Source organism: Rhodococcus sp. SB1D (genome assembly GCF_048573875.1).
Classification (GTDB): Bacteria; Actinomycetota; Actinomycetes; order Mycobacteriales; family Mycobacteriaceae; genus Rhodococcus_F; species Rhodococcus_F qingshengii.
Genome location: NZ_JBMAIQ010000001.1, coordinates 474,227 through 489,332, shown reverse-complemented (window position 1 = coordinate 489,332; position 15,106 = coordinate 474,227). Strand labels below are relative to the sequence as shown.

The 15,106-nt window shown below is 63.3% G+C and carries 15 protein-coding genes; 4 read left to right on the top strand and 11 right to left on the bottom strand.

Annotation, left to right across the window (positions count from 1 at the left end):
- Positions 1 to 46 precede the first annotated feature (46 nt).
- The gene (locus ACN50D_RS02305) at positions 47 to 1,033 is read left to right on the top strand and encodes a serine hydrolase (protein ID WP_007729299.1); all 987 of its coding nucleotides are present in this window, start codon (positions 47 to 49) and stop codon (positions 1,031 to 1,033) included.
- Positions 1,034 to 1,060: 27 nt separating this feature from the next.
- Here the strand turns inward: ACN50D_RS02305 and rffA are convergent, their stop codons facing one another.
- Both rffA and ACN50D_RS02295 read right to left on the bottom strand, forming a co-directional pair.
- Positions 1,061 to 2,203, bottom strand: a complete 1,143-nt coding sequence (rffA, locus tag ACN50D_RS02300; RefSeq protein WP_211920377.1) for a dTDP-4-amino-4,6-dideoxygalactose transaminase — start codon at positions 2,201 to 2,203, stop codon at positions 1,061 to 1,063.
- On the bottom strand, positions 2,193 to 3,179 hold the full coding sequence (locus ACN50D_RS02295; protein WP_211920379.1) for a glycosyltransferase: 987 nt from the start codon (positions 3,177 to 3,179) through the stop codon (positions 2,193 to 2,195). Before ACN50D_RS02295 ends, rffA begins: the two co-directional genes overlap by 11 nt.
- Positions 3,180 to 3,351: 172 nt before the next feature.
- On the opposite strand from ACN50D_RS02295, the gene ACN50D_RS02290 reads away from it, so the two are divergent.
- Together ACN50D_RS02290 and ACN50D_RS02285 are read left to right on the top strand one after the other, a co-directional pair.
- Positions 3,352 to 5,550 (top strand): hypothetical protein, encoded by a 2,199-nt coding sequence (locus tag ACN50D_RS02290; RefSeq protein WP_064112685.1) that lies wholly within the window; start codon positions 3,352 to 3,354, stop codon positions 5,548 to 5,550.
- Positions 5,547 to 5,993, top strand: a complete 447-nt coding sequence (locus ACN50D_RS02285) for a GtrA family protein (protein WP_211920381.1) — start codon at positions 5,547 to 5,549, stop codon at positions 5,991 to 5,993. The genes ACN50D_RS02290 and ACN50D_RS02285 overlap by 4 nt, the downstream gene beginning before the upstream one ends.
- 4 nt (positions 5,994 to 5,997) lie before the next feature.
- On the opposite strand, the gene ACN50D_RS02280 is transcribed toward ACN50D_RS02285, so the two are convergent.
- Positions 5,998 to 6,576 carry a TetR/AcrR family transcriptional regulator gene (locus ACN50D_RS02280; protein WP_042450812.1) on the bottom strand — a complete coding sequence of 193 codons (579 nt, stop codon included), beginning with the start codon at positions 6,574 to 6,576 and terminating at the stop codon, positions 5,998 to 6,000.
- A 68-nt stretch (positions 6,577 to 6,644) separates the two neighbouring features.
- Here ACN50D_RS02280 and ACN50D_RS02275 point away from each other — a divergent pair, with 68 nt between their 5' ends.
- The gene (locus ACN50D_RS02275) at positions 6,645 to 7,220 is read left to right on the top strand and encodes a dihydrofolate reductase family protein (protein WP_065455565.1); all 576 of its coding nucleotides are present in this window, start codon (positions 6,645 to 6,647) and stop codon (positions 7,218 to 7,220) included.
- Here the strand turns inward: ACN50D_RS02275 and trmD are convergent.
- From trmD to ACN50D_RS02235, 8 genes are all read right to left on the bottom strand, one after another.
- On the bottom strand, positions 7,217 to 7,921 hold the full coding sequence (trmD, locus tag ACN50D_RS02270) for a tRNA (guanosine(37)-N1)-methyltransferase TrmD (protein ID WP_211920383.1): 705 nt from the start codon (positions 7,919 to 7,921) through the stop codon (positions 7,217 to 7,219). The genes ACN50D_RS02275 and trmD overlap by 4 nt on opposite strands.
- 9 nt (positions 7,922 to 7,930) lie before the next feature.
- Positions 7,931 to 8,503 carry a ribosome maturation factor RimM gene (gene rimM / locus ACN50D_RS02265; RefSeq protein ID WP_050656639.1) on the bottom strand — a complete coding sequence of 191 codons (573 nt, stop codon included), beginning with the start codon at positions 8,501 to 8,503 and terminating at the stop codon, positions 7,931 to 7,933.
- A 14-nt stretch (positions 8,504 to 8,517) separates the two neighbouring features.
- Positions 8,518 to 8,760, bottom strand: a complete 243-nt coding sequence (locus ACN50D_RS02260; RefSeq protein ID WP_003939023.1) for an RNA-binding protein — start codon at positions 8,758 to 8,760, stop codon at positions 8,518 to 8,520.
- The gene (gene rpsP, locus ACN50D_RS02255) at positions 8,757 to 9,227 is read right to left on the bottom strand and encodes a 30S ribosomal protein S16 (protein WP_003942818.1); all 471 of its coding nucleotides are present in this window, start codon (positions 9,225 to 9,227) and stop codon (positions 8,757 to 8,759) included. The genes ACN50D_RS02260 and rpsP overlap by 4 nt, the downstream gene beginning before the upstream one ends.
- A gap of 209 nt (positions 9,228 to 9,436) precedes the next feature.
- The gene (locus tag ACN50D_RS02250; protein WP_065352375.1) at positions 9,437 to 10,519 is read right to left on the bottom strand and encodes an amidohydrolase family protein; all 1,083 of its coding nucleotides are present in this window, start codon (positions 10,517 to 10,519) and stop codon (positions 9,437 to 9,439) included.
- 3 nt (positions 10,520 to 10,522) lie between these two features.
- Positions 10,523 to 12,100, bottom strand: coding sequence for a signal recognition particle protein (ffh, locus tag ACN50D_RS02245; RefSeq protein WP_003942713.1), 1,578 nt, complete (start codon positions 12,098 to 12,100; stop codon positions 10,523 to 10,525).
- 115 nt (positions 12,101 to 12,215) lie between these two features.
- Entirely contained in the window at positions 12,216 to 14,723 is a 2,508-nt protein-coding gene (locus ACN50D_RS02240; RefSeq protein WP_003942689.1) for a [protein-PII] uridylyltransferase, read from the bottom strand.
- Positions 14,713 to 15,051, bottom strand: coding sequence for a P-II family nitrogen regulator (locus tag ACN50D_RS02235; RefSeq protein ID WP_003942772.1), 339 nt, complete (start codon positions 15,049 to 15,051; stop codon positions 14,713 to 14,715). Before ACN50D_RS02235 ends, ACN50D_RS02240 begins: the two co-directional genes overlap by 11 nt.
- Positions 15,052 to 15,106 lie beyond the last annotated feature (55 nt).

The window sequence follows — 15,106 nt, the reverse complement described above, 5'->3', positions numbered from 1 at the left end:
AAGAAGATCGGCAACAGTGCCGTGTCAGGGCTACCGGGGGAAACAAATGAGTACGCGGTACGTCCGGATTGCCGCAATGGTGGCCGCAGTTACTTTTGCGGCTTCGTGCAGCGGTGGACAGAACCCGGATGATCCGATGCAGACCCCCGCCTTTCCCGACACCAATGTTCCGGTAGCCGAGACCCTCGACGGCCGTCTGGGACAGGCTCAGGTGGCTGCGCTCGGGCGTGGTGCGGACGTCTCCATCGCCATCCTCGACCGCTCCTCGGACAAGTACCTCGACGTCGCCGGTGACCAGCAGATCGAAACAGCCTCGGTGGCAAAACTTTTCATCGCCGAGGATCTACTTCATCAGGATGCGCGCGGTGAGCGACCCATCACGGACGACGATCGCACCCTCATGGCGGCGATGCTCGAATCCTCCGACGACACCGCAGCCAACCTCCTGTGGGACGAGGTCGGCGGCCAAGAGGTGATCACCCGCGTCGCCGAGCGTTACGCACTGACCGCGACGACGCCGCCCTGGGACGGAATGTGGTGGAACACCGAGACCACGACACGTGACCTGGTCACCTTCTACAGCGGTGTCCTCGACGACTCCGATCAACTCGGACCTGAACGGGTCGAGCAGTTCGTCGAGTACCTGCGGCAATCCACTCCCGAAGGAACCGACGGTTACGACCAGAGATTCGGCCTGCCCGAGGCCTTGTTCGGCGAGCCCGTCATAGGAGTCAAACAGGGCTGGATGTGCTGTGTCGAGGACAAGTGGATCCATCTGTCCACCGGCATCGTCGGTGACGACAACCGATACATCATCGCGATCGGTTCGCGAGAAGACGTCCAGTACACGGACGAGGACAGCTTCTATCCCGACACCTCGTTCACCGATGCCGTCGACGACGAAAGTGCATTGCACGCTCGCGACACGGTCACCGGCGTCACGCAGATTCTCTTCCCGAGCGGAAGCATCGACGACTGGGCAGCGGCATCCACGACCGCGGATTCGGCGATGCCCGAAGCTTCCGGGCCCTGATTCGATCCAACGCGGTCGTGTTCGTCCTCAAGCCTGCTTGTACTCGAGCACCGAACCGATGACACGGTCCTGTTGTTCGAACGTGAGCATGGGCCACAGCGGCAGTCGAAGGATCGACGCGGAGAACTCGGCACTACGCACGCACGGCTGCGGTGTTCGTCCGTAGCGCACACCAGCCGCACTCGTATCGAGCGGAACGTAGTGGAACGGCGCCACGATTCCGTCACCGGCAAGGTGCCGAATCAAGCCGTCACGGCTCTCTTCGGTCGGCATCTTGAGATAGAACAGGTGCGCAGTGTGCTCGCGATCATCGGGCACCGCCATGGGCACGACACCGTTCGCGGCCGCCCACTCGCCCAGACTCACGCTGTAGGCATCCCAGACGCGATGCCTGGCCGCCTGAATCGCGTCGAACTCGGAGAGTTGTGCGTCGAGGACGGCGGCATTGAGTTCACTGGGCAGATAACTCGACCCGATGTCCTGCCACGAATACTTGTCGACCTGCCCGCGCAGGAAACGCGCACGGTCGGTCCCCTTCTCACGGATGATTTCGGCGCGAGTCATCAACTGATCGTCGGAGAGCAACAGCGCGCCGCCCTCACCGCAGTGAATGTTCTTGGTGTCGTGAAAACTCTGCGTTCCGATTGCTCCGATGGTGCCGAGCGAGCGCCCGCGCCACTTTCCGCCGAGCCCGTGAGCGTTGTCTTCGATCAACGCAACGCCGTGGAGTTCCGCGAGGTCGAGGAGAGGTTCCATGTCCGCGGCGACTCCGCCGTAATGCATGACCAGTACAGCTTTGGTGCGTTCGGTGATCGCCGCCGCGACGCACGCCGGGTCGATGTTGCCGGTACTCGGATCGATGTCGACGAAAACAACAGTGGCCCCGCGCAACGCGACGGCGGTTGCCGCCGAACTGAACGCGAAGCTCGGAACTATTACCTCGTCGCCCGGGCCCAATTCGAGCAGCAGCGCACCCAATTCGAGTGCATGCGTGCACGAGGTGGTCAGCAGAGCATGCGTGGATCCGGTGATCGCCTTGAGCGCTGCAGTCGCGGACTTGGTGAAACGTCCGTCACCGTGAATGTGGTCGGACTCCAGAACCGTTGCCAGATTCGACAATTCGTTCGATGCCCGATAGGGGCGGGAGAAGATGATGCGATCAGTGCTCACGACTAAGCCGATCGATCGAGGTTCCTGGCCGCGGGGAGTCGACAGTCAGATACAGCGGCTTTCCGACAAGGACGTGCAGTGCCACACCGAGATATTCGGCAATGAGCCCGAGCGAGAACAGGATCGCACCCGAACAGACCAGCAGCGCCATGATGATCGACGCCCATCCTTCGGGATCATTGTTGTCGCCGGTCATGGCCCCGATGAAGATCACCGCGGCCATGATCACACCGGCCGACGCCAGGGTGACTCCGAGCAGGCTGACCAGACGCAGACCGCGTGTTCCGCTACACAACACCATCTTCCAGAACAACGAGAACAAACGGCGGTAGTTGTACCCGGATTCTTCGCGGCCTTCGGCTCGAAGTGTCACCGGCGCCGTGGCCGTGTTACCGACAACCCACGTCAGCGCAACGTCCAGATACACGCCGTTGGCCGCGACGCCGGCCAACTGTCGGCCGATGTCACCGCGGATCAGGCGATAACTTTCGAATCTCGTCGAATCAGGGAACGCGAATACCGTCGCCAAGACGATCTTTGCGCCGCGCGAGGTCAGGTTCCGCAAGAATCCGTGCGGGCGTGTGTTCGTGGGTTTGGAATACACGAGATCGGATCGCTCCGTCAGCGCGGTGTCGAGGAAAGCCCCGATGTGCACCGGGTCGTGCTGGCCGTCCTCGTCCATCGTCACGATCCACTGTCCAGTTGCAGCGGCCATGCCGGCGATGGTCGCCGCGTCCTGGCCGTAGTTGCGGCTGAGCCACACGACACGCACCTGCTCGAAACGGCGCTCCAATTCGAGTAACACGACGTCGGAGCGGTCCGGGCCGTTGTCGTGAACCAGCACGATCTCGTCGACGGAGAACTGCGCACCACCGGGCGTCGCACTCGGTGTGCCCAGGCCGTCCAACTCCTCGACGAGCGCCGTGATCGTCTTTTCGCCCTGATAAACGGGCACTACGACGGAAATCGAGTGCACTCGCTTCCACTCCCTTCAGGGGGCTCGACTGGCGCCGAGAGACAGGCACGATCGGGCCCACACCGTCGCGAACTTTAACACGCAGAGATGTCTTGACTTCGGATGCCGGCGGCGCGTGACGCGCTCGCGTCTCCGTACGCCCCACCTGCCCTGTTAAGGTCTGGAACTCGTGGTGGAAACTCGCACTCTCGCCCGGGCAGACGTGTACAAGTGGGGCGCCGTCACGGCGATCGGTGTCATCGCCGGTTATCTGGCCGTGGTGCTCGCGAATGCTCGTCACTTCTACACCGACGACACCGAGTCCCAATACGCGCCGCTGTGGGTCATGCTCGGCCGCAGTCTGCGAGAAGGACACCTCCCGGTGCTCGTCCCCGAGAACTGGATGGCGGGCAACTACGCGATCGAGGAAGCAGGCCTTCTCAATCCACCGCAACTCCTGATCGACCTGATCGCACCGTCCTTCGACAACCTGGCGTTGTACGCGACGATCGTGAAATTGATCTTCGCGATCATCCTTGCACTCGGCGTCTATCGGATCTGCCTCGAGTACGGCTCGAAGCCCACGTGGGCTGCCGTCGCCGGCGTCTCGATTCCGTTCACCGGTTTCCTGCTGTTCTTCGACTCGGCCAGTTGGATGACTGCCTTCACCGGCACTGCCTGGATGGTTCAGGCGTGGGCGTCGGCAATCCGCTACGCCCGAGGTAAGAGCGGTCCGATCCCGACCTTCGTGTTCTTGTATCTCGCGATGTCGGTCCAATATGTTTTCCCCGCAGTCGAATCCGGCTTGATGATCGGCGCGGTCGCAATCGGCGAAGTTGTCTATCAGCGGCGTTGGCTGCCGTCACTGCGGCTTCTGGCGGTGTCCGCGTGTGCCGCTCTGGCCGGTCTCGCGACGTATCTGCCGAGCCTGCTCACCGCGGACGTCACCTGGCGCGGTGCATCCGAAGTCAAGAACGATGCATTCCTCGCCGTCCCGTGGTCGGAATCGCTGAACGCGAGCCTGCCGAGCACGATGCCCGCGTTCACCTCGTGGTGGGGATACATCCAGACCATGCCCATGGTCTACATCGCCTGGTTCCTCATACCCGCCCTGGCATTCATCGACTGGGGCAAGGCACGCGCCGCGGCACGCGAATTGACCGCCGTCGGGATCTTCACGGTCGCCGTCCTCATGTGGACTGCCGGGCCGAGCACGATCGGCCCACTGCGGTGGCCCGCGCGCGTACTTCCGATGGTGGCCATCGGACTCCTGCTTCTGGTGTGCATCCTGCTCGGGCGTTACGCCACGACCGACAAGTTGCGCGGGCGCTGCGTTGCAGCGGGAATCCTCGTGGGCCTGCTTCTGATTCGGTCAGCCTCGGCAGCTCCCGGGCTCGCGAAATGGCATGTGATCTCAGCCCTGCTCGTTGCCGCACTCGGCGCCGCGATGATCTGGCTCGGCCGTACCAAAGGCACCGCTTTCGCATGCCTCGTAGCGATCGTCGCGGTCTCCCCCATCGCGTACGCCCAGGTTCGGGCCGCGCAACCAACCCCGATGAGCTGGAACCTGCCCGAATCCCGCTCGGAGATGAAAGAGGCCTTCCCCGACTTCGAAGGCACGACACTGCAACTGGGCGACCGTGCGCTCATCGCCCCCGGGGACAAAACCCTCGACGGAGCGTACGGTTCCCTGGCTTTCGGCAACTACCCCAAAGACCTCGAACTGACCTACACCAGCGGCTACACCCCCAACGGGCACTTCTACTTCGGTGACCTGCTCTGCATGCGCTGGGACATGAGTGTCTGCCCCGACGCCTTCCGACGCGCATTCACCGTCGAACCCACCACCGGCCGCACCATCGTCGACCTGATGAACGTGGACCGCGTCGTACTGCAGAACGCTCTCTACCCCGATGCACGCAAGAACCCGGCTCCCGACGGATGGAAATGGGTCGACTACCCCGGACACGAGAACTACATCTCGGTACTCGAACGCGTCGACGGCCCCGTCTCGACACGCAACGGACGCATCGCCGACGCCCACGGCGTCGAGGCTACGTCGATCGCGGAATCGAACATGTCGAGCACCCTTCGTGTCAGTTCGGAGACCGGCGGCAAGGTTGTGTTCGCACGGCTCGGCTGGCCCGGATATCGGGCAAGCATCGACGGTCAGCCTGTCCCGATCGACGTCGTCGCGAAGTCCTTTGTCACCGTGGACATTCCCGCCGGGACGAAGGACGCAGAGCTTGTCCTGACGTGGCGTCCCCCGGGATGGAAGGTCGGCGGCGCTTCGATGGTCGCCGGAGTCCTCGGACTCGGCGTGCTCGAGTGGATGTATCTGCGGACCCGACGCAAGGACGGGATCAACACCGTGAAAACCGAGTCTTCATGACCGAAGACATCGCATCACCCGAGAATCCCGGCCCACTGCTTCGGGTGGTCAAGCATCAACCCATCGCATTTGCCATTCTCGGAGTGGCTAATACGGCGATCGGATACGTGCTCTTCGTGATCTGGACACTGATCCTCGACAACAAGGATCTGTATCAAGTGGCTGTGATCGGCGCGTACTCCATCAGCGTCCTCATCGCTTTCGTTCTGCATCGGACTCTCGTTTTCCGCGTCCGCGGACATGTGGCACGCGACCTGGGAGCGTTCATCGTCGTCAATTCCGGTGGCCTGGTGCTGAATCTGATACTCGGAACAATCGCGGTGTCGATTCTGCATGCCCCGCCGCTTCCCGCCCAGGCGGTTGTCATGCTGATCGTCGCCGGTGTGAGCTTCTTCGGTCATCGATACTTCTCGTTCCGCCGCAAACCTGCCGAACGACACTGACCTTCTACGATTCGCGGGGTAGCGCTCGATCCACCGCCGCCTCGACGATCGTCCGAATATCTTCCTCTCCGAACAGGTCCGGCAATGTGAGTCGATCCAGTGCGAGCCAGTTCAGCGACAAATAGAGCAGGCGAACGGTCATCGCATCACCCGGCACGCCCGACGCCAGATGATTGGCTACGTTCAGATCGAAGTCTTCTCGGATGCGGACGGTCAGCACCGCTCGCAGGTCCGGTCGACGCGTCGCCTCCAGTCGCAACTCCATGAGCGCGAGGAAACCCGTTCCGAACGAGGTGACGCGCTCGACCACGTCGAGCATGAGCGTCACCAGGCGCTCACGATCGGTGCCGTTGACGGGATCGATCATCCCTTCGAGGTCCTCCGGAATCAGTCGCTCGTAGATCCGGCCACCCGCTTGAGTGAGCAGGTCGTCGCGATTGGAGAAGTAGTTCGACGCTGTCCCGTTCGGCACTGCTGCCTGGGCGTCGACGGCTCGAAACGTCAAGCCTCGAGCACCCTCTCGGGCCAACACCTCGATTGCCGCGTCGATCAGGGCAAGCCGGCGTTCCGGGTTCTTTCGCACTTGACATCACTCCTGACACGACCCTAAGTTAAACCACTACAAACATAGTACTACGAACGGAGCGTTATATGCGAAAGCTTGTGTACTACGTGGGAGCTTCCCTCGACGGATACATCGCGGGGCCTGGTGGCGAATTCGATTTCCTCCCGGTCTCCGAACAGATCACGGCCTGGATATGCGATCGATATCCTGAAACCGTGCCAACGCATGTGCGGCCCGCTCTCGGAATCGAGGACGCTCCCAACAAGACCTTCGACACGGTCGTCATGGGCCGCGGCTCCTACGAGCCCGGGCTGGCCGCCGGAGTGAAAAGCCCCTTCGCGCACCTGCGTCAGTTCGTCGTCTCCACAACCATCCCTGACGCCGAGGATCCCCCCGTCACCATCGTTCGCGCCGATCCGCTTGGGGTAGTCAGATCTCTCAAAGAGGAAGAAGGACAAGATATCTGGCTGTGTGGCGGCGGAACTCTCGCCGGCGAACTACTACCGGAGATCGACGAGTTGATCATCAAGAGGTATCCGGTAGTCGCCGGCGCAGGCATACCGATGATCAGAGGTAACTTCGAGCCGACACCGTTCACACCGACTACAACCGAATCGCTCGACGACGGCGCAAGCATCACCTGGTTGAAGCGAAATACCTAAGGAAGAAGATCCGGTCGACGCTCGGCCGTGCGCTGCAGCGACTGCTCATGGCGCCACGCTTTGATCTTCGCGTGATCACCGGAGAGAAGCACCGGCGGAACTTCGAGGTCGCGCCACACAGCCGGGCGAGTGTAGCTAGGCCCTTCGAGAAGGCCGTCGGAAAACGAATCCTCTTGGTGTGAAAGCTGATTGCCGAGAACGCCGGGCATCAGTCGCACGACAGCCTCGACCATCACCAGCACCGCTGCTTCGCCGCCGATCAGGACGTAATCGCCGATGCTGACTTCTTCGACTCTGACCCGCTTGGCGGCGTCGTCGAAAACCCGTTGATCGATACCTTCGTATCGGCCGCAGGCAAACACAAGGTGCTTGGCGTTGGACCAGCGGTGCGCGGTCTCCTGGGTGAACGGAACGCCGGCGGGAGTGGGCACCACCAGAATGGTCTCGGCATCATCGGGGCCGGAAGAATCGGAGCGCCCGATCACGTCGTCCAGTGCCGGGCCCCAGACGGTGGGTTTCATGACCATGCCGGGTCCGCCGCCATACGGGGAATCGTCGACGGCTTTGTGCATGTCATGGGTCCACGACCGAAGATCGTGGACGTCGACCGAGATCAAGCCACGTTCGATTGCCTTGCCCAGCAAGGCAGCACGAAGCGGTTCGAGATACTCGGGAAAGATGGTGACTACATCGAGACGCATAACAAGCGATCAGTCGCTGTCGGCGTTCGAATTGTCGCTGTTCGACTTGTCACCGAAGTCCGGGTCGAGCAGTCCCTCGGGGGGCTCGATCACCACGACGCCGTCGGCGATCGACACCGAGGTGACGATGGCTGCGACAAACGGGATCAGCAATTCACCGGACGTCTCACCGGCGCGGCGAATAGAGAGCAATTCGCCTGCGGCGGAATGCAATACCTCGATGACCGAACCGATCTCGGTGCCGTCCGTGAGGACGACCTTCAGTCCTTCGAGTTCGTGATCGTAGAACTCGTCCGGATCATCCGAAGGCTCGAGTTCGGAACTGTCGATGACAAACAGTGTGCCGCGCAACGCATCTGCGTCGCCACGGTCACTGACGCCTTCCAGGCGCAGCAGAAGCCGCCCGGAATGATCCCGGGCGGCTTCCACTGTGTACGACTTCAGTGTGGACTCGCGCGGCTTGCGCCCACGCAGCACGGAACCTACGGCAAAACGATCCTCGGGCTCGTCTGTACGAACCTCGACTACCAATTCACCTTTGATGCCATGCGACTTCGCGACACGACCGACTACGAGTTCCACCTGTTTACTGCCGTCTACTGATCGGTGTCGACGACATCAACACGGATACCGCGGCCACCGATGCCGGAGACCAAGGTCCGCAGAGCGGTCGCAGTGCGACCACCCCGACCGATGACCTTGCCGAGATCGTCTGGGTGCACGTGCACCTCGACGGTCCGTCCCCGACGTCCGGTGATCAGCTCGACGCGCACATCGTCGGGATTGGCGACGATGCCACGCACGAGATGCTCTACCGCATCAGCGACGACGGCACTCACTTGTCAGCAGCCTCGGCGTCTGCAGCGGGAGCCTCGGCGTCAGCCGCGGTGTCTTCTGCCTTGGCCTCGTCAGCCTTTGCAGCCTTCTTCTTCTTGGGGGTGATTGCTTCTGCAACCGGCTCGTTCTCGGCCTGCGCGAGCGCAGCCTGGAAGAGCTCGAGCTTGGTGGGCTTGGCTTCCTTGACGCGCAGGGTGCCTTCGGTGCCCGGCAGGCCCTTGAACTTCTGCCAGTCACCGGTGATCTTGAGGAGTGCCTCGACGGGCTCGGTGGGCTGTGCGCCCACGGACAGCCAGTACTGAGCGCGCTCGGAATCGATGTCGATCAGCGAGGGCTCTTCCTTGGGGTGGTACTTGCCGATGGTCTCGATCGCACGGCCGTCACGACGGGTGCGCGAGTCGGCGATGACAACGCGGTACTGAGCGTTGCGGATCTTGCCGAGGCGGGTGAGCTTGATTTTGACAGCCACAGCTGCAGTTCTCCTTCAGCGCGCACAACAGTGCTGCGCATGTCACGTGCAATTCAGCGACCCACACGATTTGTGAGCCCGGTTTTGCCTCTATCCTGTGACCGTCGCAGCGGTACGTAACCGGTTGCGACGAACAATGGTCCATTGTGCCAGATGGGTGGGCTCGTTCGGAAACCACCCTGTGCGCGCTTCGAGAGTGCGGGGACTCCCTAACCACTCACGGGGGTTCCGCGGAGGATCACACGCATCGGCTTCGCGAGCACATCGGGGTTTCCGCGCGGATCTTCAGAGTAAACCACCAGGTCGGCGGGCGCTCCTTCTGCGATCCCCTGCGCACCCAACCAACTCCGTGCGTCCCAGCAGGCTGCGCCCAGCGCCTGATGCGCCGTCAAACCGGCAACTTCGAGTTCGGCGATCTCGTCGGCGATCCGCCCGTGCCTGATCGATCCGCCGGCATCCGTTCCGGCATAGATCGGAATCCCGGCCTCGTGAGCGGCACCGATCGTCCGATGTCGACGAGCGTGCAGATCCCGCATGTGCGCCGCGTAGATCGGATACCGCGTGGCAGAGTCCGCGATCTCGGGGAAAGTTGCGATGTTGATCAGCGTCGGAACCAAGGCCGTGCCGTGAGCGACCATCAACTCGATGGTCGCGTCCGTCAATCCGGTGCCGTGCTCGATGCAGTCGATGCCGGCGTTGATCAGGCCGGGCAGAGCATCCTCGGCAAAGACGTGAGCGGTGACCCTTGCGCCTTCGGCATGGGCGGCAGCGATGGCCTCGACCAGAATCTCGTCGCTCCACAACGGGGCGAGGTCACCGATGGAACGATCGATCCAGTCCCCGACGAGCTTGACCCAACCGTCACCGGCGCGTGCCTGACGCACCACCTCGGCCGGCAACTGAGATTCGTCGTCCAGGTCGACCGGCAGGCCCGGGATGTACCGCTTCGGTGCTGCGATGTGCTGGCCTGCGCGAATGATCCGCGGCAGATCGAGGCGCTCGTCGATGAACCTGGTGTCGACCGGCGATCCGGCGTCACGAAGCAACAGCACGCCCGCGTCACGTTCGGTCTTCGCCTGCCCCAGCAAGCCGTCGACGGTTTCGCCCCCGCCACCGCCGTAGCGGATACCGACGTGACAGTGCGCATCCACGAGACCCGGTGTGATCCAACCCGATTCGACGATCGTCTCCGCACCGGACACCGGCTCGAAGGAAATCAGCCCGTCGACGATCCACAATTCGATCGGCTCGGCATCGGGCAGACCGATACCCCGCAGATGAAGCGCAGCCACCGACTACTTCTTGGGCAGCTTGAGCTGAGAGAGATCGATGCCTTCCAGTCCGGGCGGCAACTGATCGAGACCCTTGGGCATGTTCGACAGGTCGGGCATGCCAGCCGGCATTCCGCCGGGCATACCCGGGAATCCGCCCATGCCGGGGAATCCTCCGCGCATCTTGGGCTGCGTCGGGCCCTTGCCGCCCTTCTTGCCCTTCTTGCCCTTCTTGCTGCGAACCTGCTTACGCGCGCCGGGCATACCCATACGGCCGGCCATGGCAGCCATCATCTTGCGGGCTTCGAAGAAACGGTCCACCAACTGGTTGACGTCGGAAACCTTGACGCCCGAACCGTTCGCGATGCGCAGTCTGCGTGAGGCGTTGATGATCTTCGGATCGTCGCGCTCGGCCGGCGTCATACCGCGGATGATGGCCTGAATGCGATCGAGTTGCTTCTCGTCGACGTTGGCCAGCGCGTCCTTCATGCCGCCGGCACCCGGCAACATACCGAGGAGGTTGCCGATCGGGCCCATCTTGCGGACGGCCATCATCTGATCGAGGAAGTCTTCGAGGGTGAGCTGACCGGAGCCGATCTTCGCTGCGGTCGCTTCGGCCTGATCGGCGTCGAAAACCTGCTCGGCCTGCTCGATGAGGCTCAGGACATCGCCCATACCGAGGATCCGGCTGGCCATGCGATCGGGATGGAAGACGTCGAAGTCTTCGAGCTTCTCGCCGGTGGAGGCGAAGAGGATCGGCTGGCCGGTGACCTCGCGGACGCTCAGCGCGGCACCACCGCGGGCGTCGCCGTCGAGCTTGGTGAGGACGACACCGGTGATGCCGACTCCCTCACGGAACGCGTCGGCCGTGCTGACCGCGTCCTGACCGATCATGGCGTCGAGGACGAAGATGGTCTCGTCCGGGTTGACGGCGTCACGGATACCGGCGGCCTGCGCCATCAGCTCCGAGTCGATACCGAGGCGACCGGCGGTGTCGACGATCACGACGTCGTAATGCTTGTTGCGTGCTTCTTCGACGCCGGCGCGGGCGACCTCGACGGGGTCGGCTGCGGACACGCCCAGTGCGTTCTCGCCGCCGCCGATGGAGGTACCGGGATGCGGCGCGAAGACTGCGGCGCCTGCACGCTCACCGACGATCTGAAGCTGAGTGACGGCGCCGGGACGCTGAAGGTCACAGGCGACGAGGAGGGGCGTGTGCCCCTGATCCTTGAGCCACTTGGCCAACTTTCCGGCCAGCGTGGTCTTACCGGAACCCTGCAGACCGGCCAACATGATGACCGTCGGCGGAGTCTTGGCGAACTGCAGTCGACGAGTTTCGCCGCCGAGAACCTCGACCAGCTCTTCGTTGACGATCTTGACGACCTGCTGAGCCGGGTTCAGTGCACCCGAGACCTCGGCGCCCTTGGCGCGTTCCTTGATCTTGGCGATGAAGCTGCGCACTACGGGAAGCGCGACGTCGGCCTCGAGCAGGGCAAGGCGGATCTCGCGGGCCGTAGCGTCGATGTCGGCGCCGGACAGACGACCCTTGCCACGCAGATCCTTGAGAGATCCGGTCAATCTGTCGGAAAGGGATTCGAACACCGAGTGCGCTCCTGAAGGTCGTGCGAGTTAGCCGTGGATATTCTCGGGCACCAGCCTAGCCGCTACGCCCGCACCGATCCCAGCCGATGCGGGCGTAACTGCCGAAACCGGTCCGTCAATCCTCTTTCTTCTTGGGTTGTGGCACCGGAACCACCGCCAGCACCGCCTCCTCGACGCGCTCTCGCGCCGCGCGGGTATCGGCCTCACCGAAGTCGAGGCAGAACGCGTCGACCACCGAGGAACCCAAGGTGGCGACCTTCGCCCACCGGATGTCGGCTCCACTGTGTTCGAGTGCTGCGGCCAGTCGGCAGAGCAGGCCGACGCGGTCCTCGGTACGCAATTCGAGGATCGCCTGACCGTCACCGGGCGCGTCGAACCAGATGACCCGCGGTGGCGCCTGCGCATAGAGCACCGGAACCGCGGAATCCTTGTTGGTCTGGATCGGGTCGTCCCACTGCTCTGCCCGTGCCTCCTCGTCCTTCGCGTCGAGAAGTTCGAGCAAATTCAGTTCACCGGCCGAAGCCCGGATCAATTCCTGCCGGAGCAGCACCGCCTGCGGGGGTGTGCCGAACCTCGGCGTCACGACAAACGAGTTGACCGCCGAACCTGCATGCGACCCCAGCGATGCGGAATGCACCCGCAACGACTGCAGCGCCAGAACTCCGGCAGCCCGAGACAGCAGCCCGGGTGCGTCGGGCGCGATGACGGTCACGACGTAGGTGTGCGCATTCTCGGCCGGAACGAGCGAGACGTGAACCCCGCCCTCCTCGGCGATGGCCAATTGCTCGGGAGCGAGTGGATCGGGTTGCGGGAGCTCCTCCCCTGCCATCAGCAAACGACAACGACGCACCAGCTCGCCGATCAACGACGACTTCCAGTCGCCCCAGACACCAGGCCCGGTGGCCAGCGAATCCGCTTCCGCCAACGAATGCAGGAGATCGAGAAGGGTCCCGTCTCCCTCGAGTGCGTCGACCACTCGCTGCACGGTTGCCGGATCGTCGAGGTCGCGACGGGTGGCGGTTTCCGGCAACAGCAAGTGGTAGCGCACCATCGCCGTCAACGTCGCGACGTCGGAAGGCCAGAGTCCCAAGCGATTTCCGATCGCGGTGGCCAATTCGGCACCGACGACGCTGTGGTCTCCCCCTCGCCCCTTCCCGATGTCGTGGATCAACGCACCGAGCATGAGCAGATCCGGCCGAGCGACGCGAGTGGTGAATCCGCTTGCATACGCGGCGGTTTCGACCAGGTGCCGATCCACCGTCCACGTGTGGACGGCGTCGCGCGGCGGAAGATCGCGAATGGTCCCCCACTCCGGCAGGAGTCGACCCCAGAGCCCGGTCCGGTCCATCGCCTCGATCACCGGAACCGCACGCGATCCCGAACCCAGCACGACCAAGAGATCGTTGACTGCATTTTTCGGCCACGGCTCACGCAGTTCCGGGGCGTTGTCGGCCAGGCGATTGAGCGTCGACGCGGAGATGGGCATGCCGTTGGTGGCCGCCGCTGCCGCGACCCGCATCACCAGACCGGGATCCTTCTTCGGTCTCGCATCGCGCGCCAGAACTACTTCGCCGGCGTGCTCGACGACGCCCTCGTCCAGTGGCCGCCGCACCGGCGCGCGACGCAGCCGCGACAAACCACGCCGGGGCAAGGAGTTTCCGGCGGTACGGATACCGACGTCGACCGAATAGCTGATGGTGCGCGCCGATTCGCTGAGAAGTCGCGCCAGATCGAAGCGATCACCGATCCGTAGCGCCGCACCGATCTCGTCGGCGTCCTGTGCTCGCAGTTGGTCGCGGGCGCGACCGGCAACGCGGTGAAGTTCGGTGCGCACGTCGAGCAACCGCCTGTGCGCAAGTGCCAGACCGCCGCCCGGCGAGTTGGGTCCCAGCCCCGGCATCCCGTCGGTCAATTGCGCGATGGAAAGGGCGTTGAGCAGTTGGACGTCTCGCAGCCCGCCACGACCGCTCTTGAGATCCGGTTCGGCGCGATGGGCGATCTCGCCGCTGCGCTCCCACCTCGTACGGGTCTGGGTGATCAATTCGTCGAATCGGCTGCGGATGTCCATGCGCCACTGTCGTCGCACACCACTGATCAACAAGTTGCTCAGCTCCACGTCGCCCGCAATGTGGCGTGCTTCGAGCATTCCGAGTGCTGCCGTCATGTCGGTGGCCGCAACCTGAAGCGCCTGCGGAAGCGTCCGCACGCTGTGGTCGAGTTTGATGTGCGCGTCCCACAACGGGTACCACAGGCTGTCCGCAACCTGGGCCACGACTGCTGGGTCCATGTCGTCGTGCAGCAGAATCAGATCGAGATCGGAATACGGCAACAGTTCGCGTCGGCCGAGACCACCCACGGCGACGATGGCAAACCCACAATCCGGTTTGATGCCCAGTTCGGTCCCCTTGGTGGTCAACCAGAATTCGTGCAGATCGACCAGTGCATGTCGCAGCGCGGGGGCGTCGAGCCTCCTGTTCTTGACGCCTCCGGTGAGTAGGGCCTTGCGTGCGCGGGCCAGGTCCGCAGCTTCGTCGGATCCCCCTGACGAGACCGGCCCTGGCCCCGTCGCTTTCGCGACGGAACCAGGGCCGAAGTTCTCGGACCCTTTCGGGTCAGAGTGCATCGCCACCGCGTTCCCCGGTGCGAACCCGGATGACCGACTCGACTGGCGAGACCCACACCTTGCCGTCACCGATCTTGCCGGTTCGAGCGGCCTCGACGATCACCTCGACCACCTTGTCAACGGCCGCGTCGTCGACGACGACCTCGACCCGGACCTTGGGTACGAAGTCCACGGAATACTCCGCACCTCGGTACACCTCGGTGTGGCCCTTCTGTCGGCCGTAGCCCTGAACTTCGCTGACTGTCATACCCAGCACTCCGGCCTGCTCGAGTCCGGTCTTGACGTCCTCGAGCGTGAACGGCTTGACGATTGCTGTGATCAGCTTCATGTGCTCATCCCTTTCCAAACTCTGAAGTGCCTGAATTCACTTTAATCACGTGCTG